The organism is Proteus sp. ZN5, assembly GCF_011046025.1.
Classification (GTDB): Bacteria; Pseudomonadota; Gammaproteobacteria; order Enterobacterales; family Enterobacteriaceae; genus Proteus.
This window is the reverse complement of the sequence record NZ_CP047639.1, coordinates 290751-306547: the sequence shown is the minus strand read 5'-3', so window position 1 is coordinate 306547 and position 15797 is coordinate 290751. Positions and strand designations below refer to the sequence as shown.

Below are 15797 nucleotides of genomic sequence, written 5' to 3'. Positions count from 1 at the left end.
AAAAGCTTTCCTAAATTGGAAAGCTTTTTGTTTATCGATATTATTTTGAATAACTGAAATACAATAATTCTGAGACCAAGCACCACTAATTGTTTAGATTTATTTACGTAATCGAACGTTGGTGATTGTATGATTTTTGCCTTTGGTTAGTATAAGACTCGCTCTCTCTTTCGTCGGCAGTATGTTTTGTTTTAAATTCAAACCATTAATTTCTTGCCAAATTGAAGACGCTATTTCAATAGATTCTTCTCTGCTTAATTTAGAGTAATTATTAAAATACGATTCAGGATCAGTAAAAGCACCTTCTCTAAATTTTAAAAAGCGACTGATATACCAGTGTTTTAGTAATTCTTCTTCAGCATCAACATAAATAGAAAAATCTACATAATCTGATACGAAAACATTATGTGGATCATGAGGATAATCTTGATTGCTTTGTAATACATTCAATCCTTCAAGAATTAAGATATCAGGCTGTTCAATAATCTGTTTCTTATCCGGAATGATGTCATACACTAAATGAGAATAGACAGGCGCTGTTACTTGTTTCTTGCCTGATTTTATATCAGAAACGAAAGAAACAAGGCTATGCATATCATAGGATTCAGGAAATCCTTTCTTCTTCATTATCCCGCGTTTCTTTAACTCCGCATTAGGTAAAAGAAAACCGTCAGTAGTAATTAAATCAACTTTACGATGTTCTGGCCAACGGGTTAAAAGTGCTTGTAGCAAACGAGCGGTGGTGCTTTTACCAACAGCAACACTGCCAGCTATACCAATAATATAAGGGATTTTGGCGCTTCTTGTTCCAAGAAACTGCTCTAAGACGGCTTGACGACGTAAGTTAGAACTTATGTAAAAATTGAGTAATCTTGAAAGAGGAAGATAAATCTCAATGACATCATCAATAGAAATTTCTTCGTTAATCCCTTTTAAATCGGCAATCTCTTTTTCGGTTAGCGTTAAAGGAACGGAATCTCTTAACGTTGCCCAGTGTTTTCTGTCAAATTCTAAATAAGGGGTTATAAAGCGTTCTTTGTTATTCATAAGCCAACATCTGCCTAATATTCGCAGGTTGGACAGGCTGTTTAAAACACCCGTATCCGATAAAAAATAAACAGCATCATAACGAGTGATGCCTCTTAGGCGTAGATATTTTTTAAATTTTTTCTACTTTTTTTGACACGAACTGAATAAATTTGTAAAAAAAGTACAAAAAATAGTCATGAAAATAATTTTTTAGCGTAGACTAATAAGGGTGCAATAAATCTTTTTTCTAAAAATTTATTGATGACTAATAAATTTGGGACTGAATAGATAAATTAGCTTGCTAATCTATCATGAATTTTTGTTGGCATTTTGGTCGTTTTTTTCCTAAAAAATCAACAATTCAATCAAAAATGAACAAAATCTAAGCAAAAGAACAAATATCGCAATTTTTTTGTTGCATCATGATGAAAGTCCTCCTAGAATGCGCACCACTTAGCCGGCATAGCTCAGTTGGTAGAGCAACTGACTTGTAATCAGTAGGTCCCGAGTTCGACTCTTGGTGCCGGCACCATTAAAAATTAGGTTTGGTGGGATACCCAAGCGGCCAAAGGGAGCAGACTGTAAATCTGCCGTCACAGACTTCGAAGGTTCGAATCCTTCTCCCACCACCATTAATTCCTAACTTAAGTGTTTTAAATTAGTAAACACTTAAGTAGAATACAAAGCTGATTTTAAGTCAGGTAGCCGAGTTCTGCGGGCATCGTATAATGGCTATTACCTCAGCCTTCCAAGCTGATGATGCGGGTTCGATTCCCGCTGCCCGCTCCAGATGTGCTGATATAGCTCAGTTGGTAGAGCGCACCCTTGGTAAGGGTGAGGTCGGCAGTTCGAATCTGCCTATCAGCACCACTCCTTCATGTTCTTGCCTCCCTGATTAAAATCTTAACAAGCACTAGCAAATCGCTAATTTACTTACTGCTTGGTTGATGTGGTGTAACCACCGATTCCGTGTCTTAGAGGGACAATTTAAATGTCTAAAGAAAAATTTGAACGTTCAAAACCGCACGTTAACGTTGGTACTATCGGCCACGTTGACCACGGTAAAACAACTCTGACTGCTGCAATCACTACAGTTTTAGCTAAAACTTACGGTGGTGCTGCTCGTGCATTCGATCAAATCGATAATGCACCAGAAGAAAAAGCTCGTGGTATCACCATCTCTACTTCACACGTAGAATATGACACCCCAACTCGCCACTACGCACACGTAGACTGCCCAGGTCACGCCGACTATGTTAAAAACATGATCACTGGTGCTGCGCAAATGGACGGAGCTATCCTGGTTGTTGCTGCGACTGATGGCCCAATGCCACAAACTCGTGAGCACATCCTGTTAGGTCGTCAGGTTGGTGTTCCTTACATCATCGTATTCCTGAACAAATGTGACATGGTAGATGATGAAGAGTTACTGGAATTAGTAGAAATGGAAGTTCGTGAACTTCTGTCTCAGTACGATTTCCCAGGTGACGACACTCCAGTAATTCGTGGTTCAGCGCTGAAAGCACTGGAAGGCGAAGCTGAGTGGGAAGCAAAAATTGTTGAATTAGCAGAAGCACTGGATTCATACATCCCAGAACCAGAGCGTGCAATTGACAAACCATTCCTGTTACCAATCGAAGACGTATTCTCAATCTCAGGCCGTGGTACAGTAGTAACTGGTCGTGTTGAGCGTGGCGTAATCAAAGTTGGTGAAGAAGTTGAAATCGTTGGTATCAAACCAACAGTTAAAACAACTTGTACTGGCGTTGAAATGTTCCGTAAATTACTTGACGAAGGTCGTGCAGGTGAGAACGTTGGTGTTCTTCTGCGTGGTACTAAACGTGAAGAAATCGAACGTGGACAAGTACTGGCAAAACCAGGTTCAATCAAGCCACACACTAAATTCGAATCAGAAGTTTATATTCTGAGCAAAGATGAAGGTGGTCGTCACACTCCATTCTTCAAAGGCTACCGTCCACAGTTCTACTTCCGTACAACTGACGTAACTGGTACTATCGAATTACCAGAAGGCGTAGAAATGGTAATGCCAGGTGACAACATCAACATGATCGTTGAACTGATTCACCCAATCGCGATGGACGACGGTTTACGTTTCGCTATCCGTGAAGGTGGCCGTACAGTAGGTGCGGGCGTTGTTGCTAAAGTATTAGGTTAATTCCTGATAGATTTATGCATGAAGAGGGCATCGTAAGATGCCCTTTTTTGTATCTGAGGATTGGATATTTTAAATCTCAGTAAAGCATTAATATTTTTTCCTGCATCATCATCGTTGATGATACAAACAAGTAAAAACACCTAACTCAAATAAATAGAAATTGAAATCATAATAATTATCATTTACTATCTTGTTCGTGAGTAGTTAATGAGGTTGTTATTATGTACGTATGTCTTTGCCACGGTGTGAGTGATAAAAAAATTATCTCAACTGTCCATAAACATCAAATCCACACTATTAATGAATTACGCAAGATCTTACCCGTTGGAAGTTGTTGTGGTAAGTGTGTACGCCAAGCCCGTCAACTTATCGAAAATGAGCAATCAGCTCTTTATTCACAAATTTCTGAAGTTGCATAACAAATTTTAAATTTCCTTTCTCTCCTCTTTGTATAAAAGGTCTACACTGAAAAGACTGGAAGCAGAGGAGCATAAAATGAAAGGTGATAAAAAAATGATAGCCCACCTTAATAAATTATTAGGTGGTGAGCTTGTTGCAATTAATCAGTATTTCCTACATGCCCGAATGTTCAAAAATTGGGGTTTCACACGCCTCAATGAAATGGAATATCATGAATCCATAGATGAGATGAAGCACGCAGATAAATATATCGAGCGTATCTTGTTCCTTGAAGGCATTCCAAACTTACAAGATTTAGGCAAACTAAACATCGGTGAAGATGTTGAAGAGATGCTACGTTCTGATCTGGAATTAGAATTAGGCGGCGCTAAAGATTTACGTGAAGCCATTGCTTACGCAGATTCAATTCATGACTATGTCAGCCGTGATCTCATGCTAGAAATTCTAACCGATGAAGAAGGGCATATTGATTGGATTGAAACCCAGCTTGAACTTATCGAACGCATAGGGCTTCAAAATTATCTGCAAGCTCAAATTATTGAAGAGTAATTTGGTTGATACAGAAAAGAATAATTCATCTTCCTTAGTGGATTATTAGACACTTTTTAAAGCAAAGGTAATGAAGGTTGCCTTTGCTTTTTTTATTATGGGCTTTAGCCAGTTTAAGTCGCGTCAGCGTCTTAAATATAAAACCACCCGCTATGCGGGTGGGTATTAAAGGTTATACCAAGAAAAACACCTTTCCGTTACGATATAGATGTTCAAGCTAATATTCGTAACTTAAATAAGGAAAGGTGTTTATGGGCATTAAAGCACAAAGCTCAGCACATACAAAGTGGCTGTGTAAATACCATATCGTCTTTTCGCCGAAATATAGACGGAAAGTGATTTTTAATAAAATTCGTTCAAGTATAGGTGAAATCCTTCGAGACCTTTGTAAATATAAAGGTGTGGAAATAATCGAAGGGCATCTTATGCCAGATCATGTTCATATGTTAGTGAGTATTCCACCGAAGATATGCGTATCAAGTTTCATGGGATATTTGAAAGGTAAAAGTTCGTTGATGATCTTTGATAGACATGCCAATCTCAAATATAAATTTGGCAACAGAAAGTTTTGGGCGGAAGGGTTCTATGTCACAACAGTTGGACTCAATGAAGCCACAATTCAAAAGTATATCAGAGAGCAAGAAAAGTCGGATTTAATCTCGGATAAATTGAGCAGTAAAGAATATGAAAACCCCTTCAAGGGGTAAGCCAAAGTAGCAAAGACACTTAGCTTGAACGAAGAGAAAGCAGCGTCATTTAGGCGCAGTCGGTAACAAGCCCTTATAGGGCAAGAGCAAACCACCCGTTTTACGGGTGGTTATGATTTTTGAAAAGATAAAACGAATTTTTATCGCTGATTTTTTATTCTTGGCTTGATTTCATCACTCAGGCAAGTATAATGCGCAGGCTCACTGATTTAGTGAGGCTGATTTATCAGCTAATGCAGATTTTATATTGCATTAATATAATACTCCCGATTGGGGAGTTATATGCAGAACGATTACACTCTCTCATCAATCGAAATGGGTACGAGTAGTGATCATTTACGTTTATAAAAAATAGTTGGAGCTCTGGTCTCATGCAGAACCAAAGAATCCGTATCCGCCTGAAAGCTTTTGATCATCGTCTGATTGATCAATCAACTGCGGAAATCGTAGAGACTGCTAAGCGCACTGGTGCGCAAGTTCGTGGTCCAATCCCACTGCCGACTCGCAAAGAGCGTTTCACAGTGTTGATTTCTCCGCACGTTAATAAAGATGCGCGTGATCAGTATGAAATTCGCACTCACAAACGTCTGGTTGACATCGTTGAGCCAACCGAGAAAACCGTTGATGCTCTGATGCGTCTGGATCTGGCTGCCGGCGTAGACGTGCAGATCAGCCTAGGTTAATCAGGTCATCAAGCGATTGAGAGGTTGAAACAATGATTGGTTTAGTCGGTAAGAAAGTAGGAATGACTCGTATCTTCACTGAAGATGGCGTTTCAATCCCTGTAACCGTTATCGAAATTGAAAACAACCGTGTTACTCAGGTCAGAGATCTAGAGAAAGACGGTTATCGTGCCATTCAGGTGACTACTGGTAGCAAAAAAGCTAACCGTGTACTGAAACCTGAAGCAGGGCATTTTGCTAAAGCTGGTGTTGAAGCTGGCCGCTTACTACGTGAATTCCGTCTGAATGAAGGCGAAGAATACACTGTAGGTCAAAGCATTAGCGTAGAAATTTTCGCTGACGTTAAAAAAGTCGACGTTACTGGAACATCTAAAGGTAAAGGTTTTGCCGGTACTGTAAAGCGCTGGAACTTCCGTACTCAAGATGCTACCCATGGTAACTCCTTGTCTCACCGTGTTCCGGGTTCTATCGGTCAGAACCAGACTCCGGGTAAGGTGTTTAAAGGCAAGAAAATGGCAGGTCAACTGGGTAACGAACAAGTTACCGTTCAGAGCCTGGAAGTAGTACGTGTTGACGCTGAGCGCAACCTGCTGCTGGTCAAAGGTGCTGTTCCAGGTGCAACTGGCAGTGACCTGATCGTTAAACCAGCTGTCAAGGCGTAACGTCGAGGAGATAGGAATGGAATTGGTAATGAAAGACGCGCAAGGCGCGCTGACTGTTTCCGAAACTACCTTCGGGCGTGACTTTAACGAAGCGCTTGTGCATCAAGTAGTCGTTGCATACGCTGCTGGTGCTCGTCAAGGTACTCGTGCTCAGAAAACCCGTGCTGAAGTTTCTGGTTCAGGCAAAAAGCCTTGGAGACAGAAAGGTACAGGTCGTGCACGTTCAGGTTCAATCAAGAGCCCAATTTGGCGCTCTGGTGGTGTTAGCTTCGCAGCTAAACCACAGGACCACAGTCAAAAAGTAAACAAAAAGATGTACCGTGGTGCTCTGAAGAGCATTCTGTCTGAATTGGTACGTCAAGATCGTCTGATCGTCGTAGAGAATTTTTCTGTTGAAGCGCCTAAAACTAAACTTTTAGCACAGAAACTGAAAGATATGGCTCTGGTTGATGTTCTGATCGTCACTGCTGATGTAGATGAGAATCTGTATTTAGCAGCACGTAACTTATATAAAGTTGATGTACGTGATGCAGCAACAATCGACCCTGTTAGCTTAATCGCCTTCGACAAAGTCGTCATGACTGCTGACGCTGTGAAGCAAGTTGAGGAGATGCTGGCATGATCCGTGAAGAACGTCTGCTGAAAGTACTGCGCGCGCCGCATGTATCTGAAAAAGCTTCTATCGCGATGGAAAAATCAAATACCATCGTTCTCAAAGTTGCTAAAGACGCGACCAAAGCAGAGATTAAAGCAGCTGTACAAAAACTGTTTGAAGTCGAAGTTGAAAGTGTAAACACTCTGCTGATGAAAGGCAAAGTGAAACGTCACGGTCAGCGTATTGGTCGTCGTAGCGACTGGAAAAAAGCTTACGTAACCCTGAAGGAAGGCCAGAATCTGGACTTCGTCGGCGGCGCTGAGTAAGTCGGAGGAGTAAAGAACAATGGCAATTGTTAAATGTAAACCTACGTCTCCGGGCCGTCGCCACGTAGTTAAAGTGGTAAACCCTGAGCTGCATAAAGGGAAACCTTATGCGCCATTGCTGGAAAAAAACAGCAAGTCCGGTGGTCGTAACAACAATGGTCGTATCACTACCCGTCATATCGGTGGTGGTCACAAACAGGCTTACCGTATTGTTGACTTTAAACGCAACAAAGATGGTATCCCTGCGACAGTAGAACGTCTGGAATATGATCCAAACCGTTCAGCTAACATCGCTTTAGTGCTGTATGCTGATGGTGAACGTCGCTACATTCTGGCTCCAAAAGGCCTGAAAGCGGGTGATAAAGTTCAGTCTGGCGTTGATGCTGCTATCAAAGCGGGTAACACCTTACCAATGCGTAATATCCCGGTTGGTTCTACAGTTCATAACGTAGAAATGAAACCAGGTAAAGGTGGTCAGTTAGCTCGTTCAGCTGGTACTTACGTTCAGATCGTTGCTCGTGATGGTGCTTATGTCACTATTCGTCTGCGTTCTGGTGAAATGCGTAAAGTTCCTTCTGATTGCCGTGCAACTATCGGTGAAGTAGGTAACTCTGAGCACATGTTACGCGTTCTGGGTAAAGCTGGTGCAAGTCGCTGGCGTGGTATTCGTCCTACCGTTCGCGGTACTGCGATGAACCCAGTCGATCACCCACATGGTGGTGGTGAAGGTCGTAACTTTGGTTTACACCCTGTAACACCTTGGGGTATCCAAACCAAAGGTAAGAAGACTCGTAAAAACAAACGCACTGAACATTTCATCGTTCATCGTCGTACTAAGAAATAATTAGAGGATAAGCCATGCCACGTTCTCTCAAGAAAGGTCCTTTTATTGACCTACACTTGCTGAAGAAGGTAGAGAAAGCGGTGGAAAGCGGTGACAAAAAGCCTGTTAAGACTTGGTCCCGTCGTTCAACGATCTTTCCTAACATGATCGGTTTGACCATCGCTGTCCATAATGGTCGTCAGCATGTTCCAGTTTACGTTTCCGACGAAATGGTTGGTCACAAACTGGGTGAATTCGCGCCGACCCGTACTTATCGCGGTCATGCAGCCGATAAAAAGGCTAAGAAAAAATAAGGTAGGAGGAAGAGATGGAAACTATCGCTATGCATCGCCACGCTCGTTCTTCTGCTCAGAAGGTTCGCTTGGTAGCTGACCTGATTCGCGGTAAGAAAGTGTCGCAAGCTCTGGAAATTTTAACCTTTACCAACAAGAAAGCTGCTGGTTTAGTGAAAAAAGTACTGGAGTCTGCTATTGCTAATGCAGAACACAACGATGGCGCTGACATTGATGATCTGAAAGTAGCTAAGATCTTTGTTGACGAAGGTCCTTCTATGAAGCGCATTATGCCTCGTGCAAAAGGCCGTGCAGATCGTATTCTGAAGCGCACCAGCCACATCACTGTGGTTGTGTCTGATCGCTGAGACTCTGGAGACTAGCAATGGGTCAAAAAGTACATCCTAATGGTATCCGCCTTGGCATTGTCAAGCCTTGGAATTCCACATGGTATGCGGGTACCAATGAATTCGCTGACAACCTAGACAGCGACTTTAAAGTACGTCAGTACTTAACTAAAGAACTGGCTAAAGCATCTGTATCTCGTATCGTTATCGAACGTCCTGCGAAAAGCATCCGTGTGACTATTCACACTGCTCGCCCAGGCATCGTTATCGGTAAAAAAGGTGAAGATGTTGAAAAACTGCGCAAAAACGTAGCGGATATCGCTGGCGTTCCTGCGCAAATTAATATCGCCGAAGTACGTAAACCTGAACTGGACGCAAAATTAGTTGCTGACAGCATCACTTCACAGCTGGAACGTCGTGTTATGTTCCGTCGTGCTATGAAGCGTGCGGTACAGAACGCTATGCGTTTAGGCGCTAAAGGTATTAAAGTGGAAGTAAGTGGTCGTTTAGGTGGCGCTGAAATCGCTCGTACTGAATGGTATCGTGAAGGTCGTGTACCTCTGCACACTCTGCGTGCAGATATCGACTACAATACCTCAGAAGCACAAACCACTTATGGTGTGCTCGGCGTTAAGGTATGGATCTTCAAAGGTGAGATCCTGGGTGGTATGGCTGCAGTTGAACAGGCGGAAAAACCGGCTGCTCAACCTAAAAAGCAGCAGCGTAAAGGCCGCAAGTAAGGAGAGTCGCTGATGTTACAACCAAAGCGTACAAAATTCCGTAAAGTGCACAAAGGCCGCAACCGTGGCTTAGCTGCTGGTGCGGATGTAAGCTTCGGGACTTACGGTCTTAAAGCTGTGGGCCGTGGTCGTCTGACTGCACGTCAGATCGAAGCGGCACGTCGTGCAATGACCCGTGCAGTTAAGCGTCAGGGTAAAATCTGGATCCGTGTGTTCCCAGACAAACCAATCACTGAAAAGCCGCTCGAAGTCCGTATGGGTAAAGGTAAAGGTAACGTTGAGTATTGGGTTGCCTTAATCCAGCCAGGTAAAGTCCTGTATGAAATGGATGGTGTGCCTGAAGAACTGGCCCGTGAAGCATTCAAGCTGGCGGCAGCAAAACTGCCTATCAAAACCACCTTTGTAACTAAGACGGTGATGTAATGAAAGCAAAAGAGCTGCGCGAAAAGAGCGTTGAAGAGCTGAACACAGAACTGCTGAACTTACTGCGCGAGCAGTTTAACCTGCGTATGCAGGCAGCAAGTGGTCAGTTACAACAGTCTCATCTGTTGAAACAAGTGCGTCGTAATATCGCACGCGTTAAGACTTTACTGACTGAGAAGGCGGGTGCGTAATGACCGATAAAATCCGTACTCTGCAAGGTCGTGTAGTTAGTGACAAAATGGAGAAATCTATTGTCGTTGCTATCGATCGTATGGTTAAACACCCATTATATGGTAAGTTTATCCGTCGTACGACCAAACTGCATGTACATGACGAGAACAACGAATGTGGAATTGGTGACGTAGTAGAAATTCGTCAAACACGTCCACTGTCTAAGACTAAGTCTTGGGCGTTAGTTCGCGTTGTAGAAAAAGCTGTTCTGTAATAAAATAGCCTTTTCGTACGAAATAAACGGCTCAAAACTGAACGAGCCGTTTATTTTTTCTGTCCATATCGAGAATGTGGTGTTATAATGCCGCTCCCTCGTATTATGGGATATTGAACGGCCTCTTCTAATGTGGAAGTGGCTCAGTAGTAGTTGACATTTAGCGGAGCACTAAAATGATCCAAGAACAGACTATGCTGAACGTGGCCGACAACTCCGGTGCACGTCGCGTAATGTGTATCAAGGTTCTAGGTGGCTCGCACCGTCGCTACGCAGATGTAGGTGACATCATCAAAATTACCATCAAGGAAGCAATTCCACGTGGTAAAGTTAAGAAAGGTGATGTACTGAAAGCGGTAGTGGTGCGCACCAAGAAGGGTGTTCGTCGCCCTGACGGTTCTGTCATTCGCTTCGATAGCAACGCTTGTGTATTGTTAAACAACAACAGCGAGCAAGTTATTGGTACGCGTATTTTTGGGCCGGTTACTCGTGAACTTCGTAATGAGAAGTTCATGAAAATAATCTCTCTGGCACCTGAAGTACTCTAAGGAGCAGGCAATGGCAGCGAAAATCCGTCGTGATGACGAAGTTATCGTTCTTACTGGTAAAGATAAAGGTAAGCGCGGTAAAGTAAAACAGGTTCTTTCTTCTGGTAAAGTTCTCGTTGAAGGTATCAATCTGGTTAAAAAACATCAGAAGCCAGTTCCGGCTCTGAATCAACCAGGTGGCATCGTTGAAAAAGAAGCGTTTATTCAAGTTTCTAACGTTGCACTTTTCAATGCGGCAACCGGCAAGGCTGACCGTGTAGGTTTTAGATTCGAAGACGGTAAAAAAGTTCGTTTCTTCAAATCTAATAAAGAAACTATCAAGTAATTTGGAGTATACGATGGCGAAACTGCATGATTACTACAAAGACGAGGTGGTCCAACAACTGATGTCTCAGTTTGGTTACCATTCTGTCATGCAAGTCCCTCGGGTCGAGAAGATCACCCTGAATATGGGTGTTGGTGAAGCGATTGTTGATAAAAAACTGCTGGACAATGCAGCAGCTGATTTAGCAGCAATCTCAGGTCAAAAACCTTTGATCACCAAAGCACGCAAATCTGTTGCAGGCTTCAAAATCCGCCAGGGCTATCCGATCGGCTGTAAAGTGACCCTGCGTGGCGAACGCATGTGGGAATTCTTTGAACGCTTGATCTCTATTGCTGTACCTCGTATTCGTGACTTCCGTGGTTTATCCGCTAAGTCATTTGATGGACGTGGTAACTACAGCATGGGCGTACGTGAGCAAATCATCTTCCCTGAAATCGATTACGATAAAGTGGATCGTGTTCGTGGTTTGGATATTACCATTACTACGACTGCGAAATCAGATGATGAAGGTCGCGCACTGTTAGCAGCGTTTAACTTCCCGTTCCGCAAGTAAGGCAGGGCATTCATGGCTAAGAAATCTATGAAAGCACGTGATGTAAAACGTGCGAATTTAGCTGAGAAATTCTTCGCAAAACGCGCAGAACTGAAAGCTATCGTTTCAGATGTGAACGTGTCTGACGAAGATCGTTGGAATGCTGTTCTAAAACTGCAAACTATGCCACGTGATTCAAGTCCTTCACGTCAGCGTAATCGCTGCCGTCAAACTGGACGTCCGCACGGTTTCCTGCGGAAATTTGGCCTCAGCCGTATTAAAGTCCGTGAAGCCGCTATGCGCGGTGAAATCCCGGGCCTTAGAAAGGCTAGCTGGTAATTACCATAATTGAATCACGGGAGTAAAGACAGATGAGCATGCAAGATCCCATCGCGGATATGCTGACCCGTATCCGTAACGGTCAGGCCGCGAACAAAGTTGCGGTCACAATGCCTTCCTCCAAGCTGAAAGTGGCGATTGCCAACGTGCTTAAGGAAGAAGGTTATATTGAAGATTTTAAAATTGAAGGCGACACTAAGCCAGAACTGGAAATCACTTTAAAATATTTCCAAGGTAAGGCTGTAGTAGAAAGCATTCAGCGCGTAAGCCGTCCAAGTCTGCGCATCTATAAAAGAAAAGATGAGCTGCCACAAGTTATGGCAGGACTGGGCATCGCTGTTGTTTCTACCTCAAAAGGTGTTATGACTGATCGTGCAGCTCGCCAAGCAGGTCTTGGTGGCGAGATTATCTGCTACGTAGCTTAATTCGGGAGGAAAGAATGTCTCGTGTGGCAAAAGCACCCGTCGTCATTCCTGCCGGCGTAGAGGTTAAACTCAACGGTCAGGTAATTACGATTAAGGGTAAAAACGGCGAGCTAACTCGTACTATCCATAATGCAGTTGAAATTCAACATGCTGACAACCAATTAACTTTCGCACCTCGCGATGGTTTTGCTGATGCTTGGGCACAGGCGGGTACTACTCGTTCTCTGTTAAATGCAATGGTTGTAGGTGTTACCGAAGGCTTCACTAAGAAACTGCAACTGGTAGGTGTAGGTTATCGTGCGTCTATTAAAGGCAATGCGGTTAACTTATCAGTAGGTTTTTCACATCCAGTGGAACACCAACTGCCAGCAGGCATCACTGCTGAATGTCCAACACAAACTGAAATCGTGCTGAAAGGTGCGGATAAGCAAGTGATTGGTCAAGTAGCAGCTGAACTGCGTGCTTACCGTCGCCCTGAACCTTATAAAGGTAAAGGTATTCGTTACGCCGACGAAGTTGTGCGTATCAAAGAGGCTAAGAAGAAGTAAGGTAACACTATGGATAAGAAAGCAGCTCGTATCCGTCGTGCGACCCGCGCACGCCGTAAGCTCCAGGAATTGGGTGCGACTCGCCTGGTGGTACACCGTACCCCTCGCCATATTTATGCGCAGGTTATTGCACCAAACGGTTCTGAAACTTTGGTGGCCGCTTCTACTACAGAAAAAGCTATCATTGAGCAACTGAAAAACACTGGAAACAAAGAAGCAGCAGCAGTAATTGGTAAAATTGTTGCTGAACGCGCTCTGGAAAAAGGTATCAAAGTAGTATCATTTGACCGTTCCGGTTTCCAATATCATGGTCGAGTCCAGGCACTGGCAGATGCTGCCCGTGAAGCTGGCCTTCAGTTCTAAGGTAGGAGTGTAAGATGGCTCACATCGAGAAACAAGCTGGCGAACTGCAGGAAAAGCTGATCGCGGTAAACCGCGTATCTAAAACCGTTAAAGGTGGTCGTATCTTTAGCTTCACCGCTCTTACAGTAGTTGGTGATGGTAATGGCCGCGTTGGTTTCGGATATGGCAAAGCTCGCGAAGTTCCGGCAGCAATCCAGAAAGCGATGGAAAAAGCCCGTCGCAATATGAAAACCGTCGCTTTAAACAACGGTACTCTGTTCCACCCTGTTAAAGGTACTCACACAGGCTCTCGCGTATTTATGCAGCCTGCTCATGAAGGTACCGGTATCATCGCAGGTGGTGCAATGCGTGCAGTTCTAGAAGTGGCTGGCGTTCGTAACGTACTGGCTAAAACCTATGGTTCCACTAACCCGATTAACGTGGTTCGTGCAACACTGGACGCTTTAGATAGCATGAAGTCTCCAGATATGGTCGCAGCTAAGCGTGGTAAATCCGTTGAAGAAATTCTGGGGTAATGACCATGGCTAAGACTATTAAAATTACTCAAACACGCAGCTTAATCGGCCGTCTGCCTAAACATAAGGCAACTATGACTGGTTTAGGTCTGCGTCGCATCGGTCACACTGTAGAACGCGAAGATACACCAGCAGTTCGCGGTATGATCAACTTGGTTTCCTATATGGTTAAAGTTGAGGAGTAAGAGATGCGTTTAAATACTCTGTCTCCGGCTGAAGGTGCCAAGCATGCGCCTAAACGTGTAGGTCGTGGTATCGGTTCTGGCTTAGGTAAAACTGGCGGCCGTGGTCACAAAGGTCAGAAATCTCGTTCTGGCGGTGGCGTACGTCGTGGTTTTGAAGGCGGCCAGATGCCTTTATATCGTCGTTTACCAAAATTTGGTTTTACTTCACGTAAATCATTCGTGACTGCGGAAATCCGTCTGTCTGATTTAGCTTACGTTGAAGGCGATGTAATCGATCTGAATGCACTGAAAGCCGCAAACGTTGTTGGCCCACAGATTGAATTTGCAAAATTAATTCTGTCTGGCGAGGTTAACCGTGCAGTGACTATTCGTGGTCTGCGTGTTACCAAAGGTGCCCGTGCAGCAATCGAATCAGCTGGCGGTAAAATTGAGGAATAAGTGACAGATGGCTAAACAACCAGGTTTAGATTTTCAGAGTGCTAAAGGTGGTGTTGGTGAACTAAAACGCAGACTTTTGTTTGTTCTTGGTGCACTTATTGTCTTTAGGATTGGCTCTTTTATTCCTATCCCTGGTATTGATGCCACTGTGCTTGCCAAATTGCTCGATCAGCAAAAAGGCACCATCATTGAAATGTTTAACATGTTCTCTGGTGGTGCTCTTAGCCGTGCTTCTATCTTTGCGCTGGGTATCATGCCTTATATTTCGGCATCGATTATTATCCAACTCTTATCAGTGGTTAACCCTCGGTTAGCAGAGATTAAGAAGGAAGGGGAGGCCGGTCGTCGTAAGATCAGCCAATATACCCGTTATGGTACTTTGGTGCTGGCGATATTCCAATCAATTGGTATCGCAACAGGCTTACCGAATATGCCAGGAATGCAAGGTCTGGTAATTAATCCAGGTCTACCATTCTATATTACGGCTGTTGTGAGCTTAGTCACTGGGACAATGTTCCTAATGTGGTTAGGTGAGCAAATCACTGAACGTGGTATTGGTAACGGTATCTCAATCATTATCTTTGCAGGTATCGTTGCAGGTCTTCCGCCTGCCATTGGTCAAACCATCGAGCAGGCGCGGCAAGGCGAACTGCACTTCCTCCTGTTATTGTTGGTTGCAGTATTGGTGTTCGCGGTTACTTTCTTTGTTGTTTTTGTAGAAAGAGGACAACGTCGTATCGTTGTTAACTATGCAAAACGTCAACAAGGGCGTAGAATATACGCGGCACAAAGTACACATCTACCACTTAAAGTAAATATGGCGGGTGTTATACCAGCAATTTTTGCTTCAAGTATTATCCTGTTTCCTGGTACAATAACCTCTTGGTTTGGCGATGGTACAGGGTGGGGTTGGCTGACGACGATTTCTTTAAATCTACAGCCTGGTCAACCTATTTATGTGTTACTATACGCTGCTGCAATCATATTCTTCTGTTTCTTCTATACGGCGTTGGTTTTCAACCCAAGAGAAACGGCAGATAACCTGAAGAAGTCCGGTGCATTTGTACCAGGAATTCGCCCGGGAGAGCAGACGGCTAAATATATAGATAAAGTAATGACACGTTTAACCTTAATCGGTGCCTTGTATATTACCTTTATCTGTCTCATCCCGGAGTTCATGCGTGACGCAATGAAAGTACCTTTCTATTTTGGTGGTACTTCCCTCTTAATCGTGGTTGTGGTCATCATGGATTTTATGGCTCAAGTGCAAACTCTCCTGATGTCAAGTCAGTATGAGTCTGCATTGAAAAAAGCAAATCTTAAAGGTTAATTACTGATAAGCGATTTGTTTTAGAAGTTAC

27 protein-coding genes and 4 tRNA genes are annotated in these 15797 nt (G+C 43.6%); 30 read left to right on the top strand and 1 reads right to left on the bottom strand.

Annotation, left to right across the window (positions count from 1 at the left end):
* Positions 1-99: 99 nt before the first annotated feature.
* Positions 100-1047, bottom strand: coding sequence for a type I pantothenate kinase (coaA, locus tag GTK47_RS01560; protein WP_165121903.1), 948 nt, complete (start codon positions 1045-1047; stop codon positions 100-102).
* A 438-nt stretch (positions 1048-1485) separates the two neighbouring features.
* On the opposite strand from coaA, the gene GTK47_RS01555 reads away from it, so the two are divergent.
* The 30 genes from GTK47_RS01555 to secY all read left to right on the top strand — a co-directional run bounded on the left by GTK47_RS01555 (position 1486) and on the right by secY (position 15766).
* Positions 1486-1561, top strand: a tRNA-Thr gene (locus tag GTK47_RS01555).
* A 15-nt stretch (positions 1562-1576) separates the two neighbouring features.
* Positions 1577-1661, top strand: a tRNA-Tyr gene (locus GTK47_RS01550).
* 82 nt (positions 1662-1743) lie between these two features.
* Positions 1744-1818: transfer RNA gene (locus tag GTK47_RS01545), tRNA-Gly, on the top strand.
* Between the two features lie 5 nt (positions 1819-1823).
* Positions 1824-1899, top strand: a tRNA-Thr gene (locus tag GTK47_RS01540).
* 121 nt (positions 1900-2020) lie between these two features.
* Complete coding sequence (gene tuf / locus GTK47_RS01535) at positions 2021-3205, top strand: elongation factor Tu (RefSeq protein ID WP_036933947.1); 1185 nt, start codon at positions 2021-2023, stop codon at positions 3203-3205.
* 221 nt (positions 3206-3426) lie between these two features.
* Positions 3427-3624, top strand: a complete 198-nt coding sequence (bfd, locus tag GTK47_RS01530; protein ID WP_165121902.1) for a bacterioferritin-associated ferredoxin — start codon at positions 3427-3429, stop codon at positions 3622-3624.
* A 76-nt stretch (positions 3625-3700) separates the two neighbouring features.
* A complete protein-coding gene (gene bfr, locus GTK47_RS01525; protein ID WP_165121901.1) occupies positions 3701-4174 on the top strand; it encodes a bacterioferritin in 474 nt (157 codons plus the stop codon).
* Positions 4175-4425: 251 nt separating this feature from the next.
* Positions 4426-4881: an IS200/IS605 family transposase gene (gene tnpA, locus GTK47_RS01520; protein ID WP_165121832.1), complete on the top strand. Its 456-nt coding sequence runs from the start codon at positions 4426-4428 to the stop codon at positions 4879-4881.
* 371 nt (positions 4882-5252) lie between these two features.
* Positions 5253-5564, top strand: a complete 312-nt coding sequence (rpsJ, locus tag GTK47_RS01515; RefSeq protein ID WP_001181005.1) for a 30S ribosomal protein S10 — start codon at positions 5253-5255, stop codon at positions 5562-5564.
* A 32-nt stretch (positions 5565-5596) separates the two neighbouring features.
* On the top strand, positions 5597-6226 hold the full coding sequence (rplC, locus tag GTK47_RS01510; protein WP_023583465.1) for a 50S ribosomal protein L3: 630 nt from the start codon (positions 5597-5599) through the stop codon (positions 6224-6226).
* 16 nt (positions 6227-6242) lie between these two features.
* A complete protein-coding gene (gene rplD, locus GTK47_RS01505; RefSeq protein ID WP_088494062.1) occupies positions 6243-6848 on the top strand; it encodes a 50S ribosomal protein L4 in 606 nt (201 codons plus the stop codon).
* A complete protein-coding gene (gene rplW, locus GTK47_RS01500; RefSeq protein WP_004246962.1) occupies positions 6845-7147 on the top strand; it encodes a 50S ribosomal protein L23 in 303 nt (100 codons plus the stop codon). Before rplD ends, rplW begins: the two co-directional genes overlap by 4 nt.
* A gap of 19 nt (positions 7148-7166) precedes the next feature.
* Positions 7167-7991, top strand: coding sequence for a 50S ribosomal protein L2 (gene rplB, locus GTK47_RS01495; protein ID WP_099660734.1), 825 nt, complete (start codon positions 7167-7169; stop codon positions 7989-7991).
* Between the two features lie 14 nt (positions 7992-8005).
* A complete protein-coding gene (gene rpsS, locus GTK47_RS01490; protein WP_004246960.1) occupies positions 8006-8284 on the top strand; it encodes a 30S ribosomal protein S19 in 279 nt (92 codons plus the stop codon).
* 14 nt (positions 8285-8298) lie between these two features.
* A complete protein-coding gene (rplV, locus tag GTK47_RS01485; RefSeq protein WP_006535498.1) occupies positions 8299-8631 on the top strand; it encodes a 50S ribosomal protein L22 in 333 nt (110 codons plus the stop codon).
* Positions 8632-8648: 17 nt separating this feature from the next.
* Complete coding sequence (gene rpsC / locus GTK47_RS01480; RefSeq protein WP_023583467.1) at positions 8649-9350, top strand: 30S ribosomal protein S3; 702 nt, start codon at positions 8649-8651, stop codon at positions 9348-9350.
* 12 nt (positions 9351-9362) lie between these two features.
* The gene (gene rplP, locus GTK47_RS01475) at positions 9363-9773 is read left to right on the top strand and encodes a 50S ribosomal protein L16 (protein WP_006535500.1); all 411 of its coding nucleotides are present in this window, start codon (positions 9363-9365) and stop codon (positions 9771-9773) included.
* On the top strand, positions 9773-9964 hold the full coding sequence (gene rpmC, locus GTK47_RS01470; protein WP_004238624.1) for a 50S ribosomal protein L29: 192 nt from the start codon (positions 9773-9775) through the stop codon (positions 9962-9964). Before rplP ends, rpmC begins: the two co-directional genes overlap by 1 nt.
* A complete protein-coding gene (rpsQ, locus tag GTK47_RS01465; RefSeq protein WP_023583468.1) occupies positions 9964-10218 on the top strand; it encodes a 30S ribosomal protein S17 in 255 nt (84 codons plus the stop codon). The genes rpmC and rpsQ overlap by 1 nt, the downstream gene beginning before the upstream one ends.
* A 176-nt stretch (positions 10219-10394) precedes the next feature.
* On the top strand, positions 10395-10766 hold the full coding sequence (gene rplN, locus GTK47_RS01460) for a 50S ribosomal protein L14 (protein ID WP_004246955.1): 372 nt from the start codon (positions 10395-10397) through the stop codon (positions 10764-10766).
* A gap of 10 nt (positions 10767-10776) precedes the next feature.
* Complete coding sequence (gene rplX / locus GTK47_RS01455; protein ID WP_075674042.1) at positions 10777-11091, top strand: 50S ribosomal protein L24; 315 nt, start codon at positions 10777-10779, stop codon at positions 11089-11091.
* A 13-nt stretch (positions 11092-11104) separates the two neighbouring features.
* Complete coding sequence (gene rplE / locus GTK47_RS01450) at positions 11105-11644, top strand: 50S ribosomal protein L5 (RefSeq protein ID WP_075674041.1); 540 nt, start codon at positions 11105-11107, stop codon at positions 11642-11644.
* A 12-nt stretch (positions 11645-11656) separates the two neighbouring features.
* The gene (gene rpsN, locus GTK47_RS01445; protein WP_006535503.1) at positions 11657-11962 is read left to right on the top strand and encodes a 30S ribosomal protein S14; all 306 of its coding nucleotides are present in this window, start codon (positions 11657-11659) and stop codon (positions 11960-11962) included.
* Positions 11963-11994: 32 nt separating this feature from the next.
* Positions 11995-12387: a 30S ribosomal protein S8 gene (gene rpsH / locus GTK47_RS01440; protein ID WP_004246950.1), complete on the top strand. Its 393-nt coding sequence runs from the start codon at positions 11995-11997 to the stop codon at positions 12385-12387.
* A gap of 14 nt (positions 12388-12401) precedes the next feature.
* Complete coding sequence (gene rplF, locus GTK47_RS01435; RefSeq protein WP_036933221.1) at positions 12402-12935, top strand: 50S ribosomal protein L6; 534 nt, start codon at positions 12402-12404, stop codon at positions 12933-12935.
* Between the two features lie 9 nt (positions 12936-12944).
* On the top strand, positions 12945-13298 hold the full coding sequence (rplR, locus tag GTK47_RS01430; RefSeq protein ID WP_075674040.1) for a 50S ribosomal protein L18: 354 nt from the start codon (positions 12945-12947) through the stop codon (positions 13296-13298).
* 14 nt (positions 13299-13312) lie between these two features.
* Positions 13313-13813: a 30S ribosomal protein S5 gene (rpsE, locus tag GTK47_RS01425; RefSeq protein ID WP_023583472.1), complete on the top strand. Its 501-nt coding sequence runs from the start codon at positions 13313-13315 to the stop codon at positions 13811-13813.
* Positions 13814-13818: 5 nt separating this feature from the next.
* Positions 13819-13998, top strand: coding sequence for a 50S ribosomal protein L30 (gene rpmD / locus GTK47_RS01420; RefSeq protein ID WP_036914634.1), 180 nt, complete (start codon positions 13819-13821; stop codon positions 13996-13998).
* Between the two features lie 3 nt (positions 13999-14001).
* Positions 14002-14436, top strand: a complete 435-nt coding sequence (gene rplO, locus GTK47_RS01415; RefSeq protein ID WP_004246944.1) for a 50S ribosomal protein L15 — start codon at positions 14002-14004, stop codon at positions 14434-14436.
* Between the two features lie 7 nt (positions 14437-14443).
* Positions 14444-15766 carry a preprotein translocase subunit SecY gene (gene secY, locus GTK47_RS01410; RefSeq protein WP_006535510.1) on the top strand — a complete coding sequence of 441 codons (1323 nt, stop codon included), beginning with the start codon at positions 14444-14446 and terminating at the stop codon, positions 15764-15766.
* The last annotated feature ends 31 nt before the right edge of the window (positions 15767-15797 follow it).

What these genes read in the sequence shown, in the direction of transcription:
- rplR (WP_075674040.1), top strand. Translation starts at nt 12,945, where the DNA reads ATGGATAAGAAAGCAGCTCGTATCCGTCGTGCGACCCGCGCACGCCGT.
- rplE (WP_075674041.1), top strand. Translation starts at nt 11,105, where the DNA reads ATGGCGAAACTGCATGATTACTACAAAGACGAGGTGGTCCAACAACTG.
- bfd (WP_165121902.1), top strand. Translation starts at nt 3,427, where the DNA reads ATGTACGTATGTCTTTGCCACGGTGTGAGTGATAAAAAAATTATCTCA.
- coaA (WP_165121903.1), bottom strand. Translation starts at nt 1,047, where the DNA reads ATGAATAACAAAGAACGCTTTATAACCCCTTATTTAGAATTTGACAGA.
- rpsH (WP_004246950.1), top strand. Translation starts at nt 11,995, where the DNA reads ATGAGCATGCAAGATCCCATCGCGGATATGCTGACCCGTATCCGTAAC.
- rpsS (WP_004246960.1), top strand. Translation starts at nt 8,006, where the DNA reads ATGCCACGTTCTCTCAAGAAAGGTCCTTTTATTGACCTACACTTGCTG.
- rplX (WP_075674042.1), top strand. Translation starts at nt 10,777, where the DNA reads ATGGCAGCGAAAATCCGTCGTGATGACGAAGTTATCGTTCTTACTGGT.
- rplN (WP_004246955.1), top strand. Translation starts at nt 10,395, where the DNA reads ATGATCCAAGAACAGACTATGCTGAACGTGGCCGACAACTCCGGTGCA.
- rpsC (WP_023583467.1), top strand. Translation starts at nt 8,649, where the DNA reads ATGGGTCAAAAAGTACATCCTAATGGTATCCGCCTTGGCATTGTCAAG.
- tnpA (WP_165121832.1), top strand. Translation starts at nt 4,426, where the DNA reads ATGGGCATTAAAGCACAAAGCTCAGCACATACAAAGTGGCTGTGTAAA.
- rplO (WP_004246944.1), top strand. Translation starts at nt 14,002, where the DNA reads ATGCGTTTAAATACTCTGTCTCCGGCTGAAGGTGCCAAGCATGCGCCT.
- rplC (WP_023583465.1), top strand. Translation starts at nt 5,597, where the DNA reads ATGATTGGTTTAGTCGGTAAGAAAGTAGGAATGACTCGTATCTTCACT.
- rpmC (WP_004238624.1), top strand. Translation starts at nt 9,773, where the DNA reads ATGAAAGCAAAAGAGCTGCGCGAAAAGAGCGTTGAAGAGCTGAACACA.
- tuf (WP_036933947.1), top strand. Translation starts at nt 2,021, where the DNA reads ATGTCTAAAGAAAAATTTGAACGTTCAAAACCGCACGTTAACGTTGGT.
- rplV (WP_006535498.1), top strand. Translation starts at nt 8,299, where the DNA reads ATGGAAACTATCGCTATGCATCGCCACGCTCGTTCTTCTGCTCAGAAG.
- rpsE (WP_023583472.1), top strand. Translation starts at nt 13,313, where the DNA reads ATGGCTCACATCGAGAAACAAGCTGGCGAACTGCAGGAAAAGCTGATC.
- rplF (WP_036933221.1), top strand. Translation starts at nt 12,402, where the DNA reads ATGTCTCGTGTGGCAAAAGCACCCGTCGTCATTCCTGCCGGCGTAGAG.
- rplW (WP_004246962.1), top strand. Translation starts at nt 6,845, where the DNA reads ATGATCCGTGAAGAACGTCTGCTGAAAGTACTGCGCGCGCCGCATGTA.
- bfr (WP_165121901.1), top strand. Translation starts at nt 3,701, where the DNA reads ATGAAAGGTGATAAAAAAATGATAGCCCACCTTAATAAATTATTAGGT.
- rpsQ (WP_023583468.1), top strand. Translation starts at nt 9,964, where the DNA reads ATGACCGATAAAATCCGTACTCTGCAAGGTCGTGTAGTTAGTGACAAA.
- secY (WP_006535510.1), top strand. Translation starts at nt 14,444, where the DNA reads ATGGCTAAACAACCAGGTTTAGATTTTCAGAGTGCTAAAGGTGGTGTT.
- rplD (WP_088494062.1), top strand. Translation starts at nt 6,243, where the DNA reads ATGGAATTGGTAATGAAAGACGCGCAAGGCGCGCTGACTGTTTCCGAA.
- rpsJ (WP_001181005.1), top strand. Translation starts at nt 5,253, where the DNA reads ATGCAGAACCAAAGAATCCGTATCCGCCTGAAAGCTTTTGATCATCGT.
- rpsN (WP_006535503.1), top strand. Translation starts at nt 11,657, where the DNA reads ATGGCTAAGAAATCTATGAAAGCACGTGATGTAAAACGTGCGAATTTA.
- rplP (WP_006535500.1), top strand. Translation starts at nt 9,363, where the DNA reads ATGTTACAACCAAAGCGTACAAAATTCCGTAAAGTGCACAAAGGCCGC.
- rplB (WP_099660734.1), top strand. Translation starts at nt 7,167, where the DNA reads ATGGCAATTGTTAAATGTAAACCTACGTCTCCGGGCCGTCGCCACGTA.
- rpmD (WP_036914634.1), top strand. Translation starts at nt 13,819, where the DNA reads ATGGCTAAGACTATTAAAATTACTCAAACACGCAGCTTAATCGGCCGT.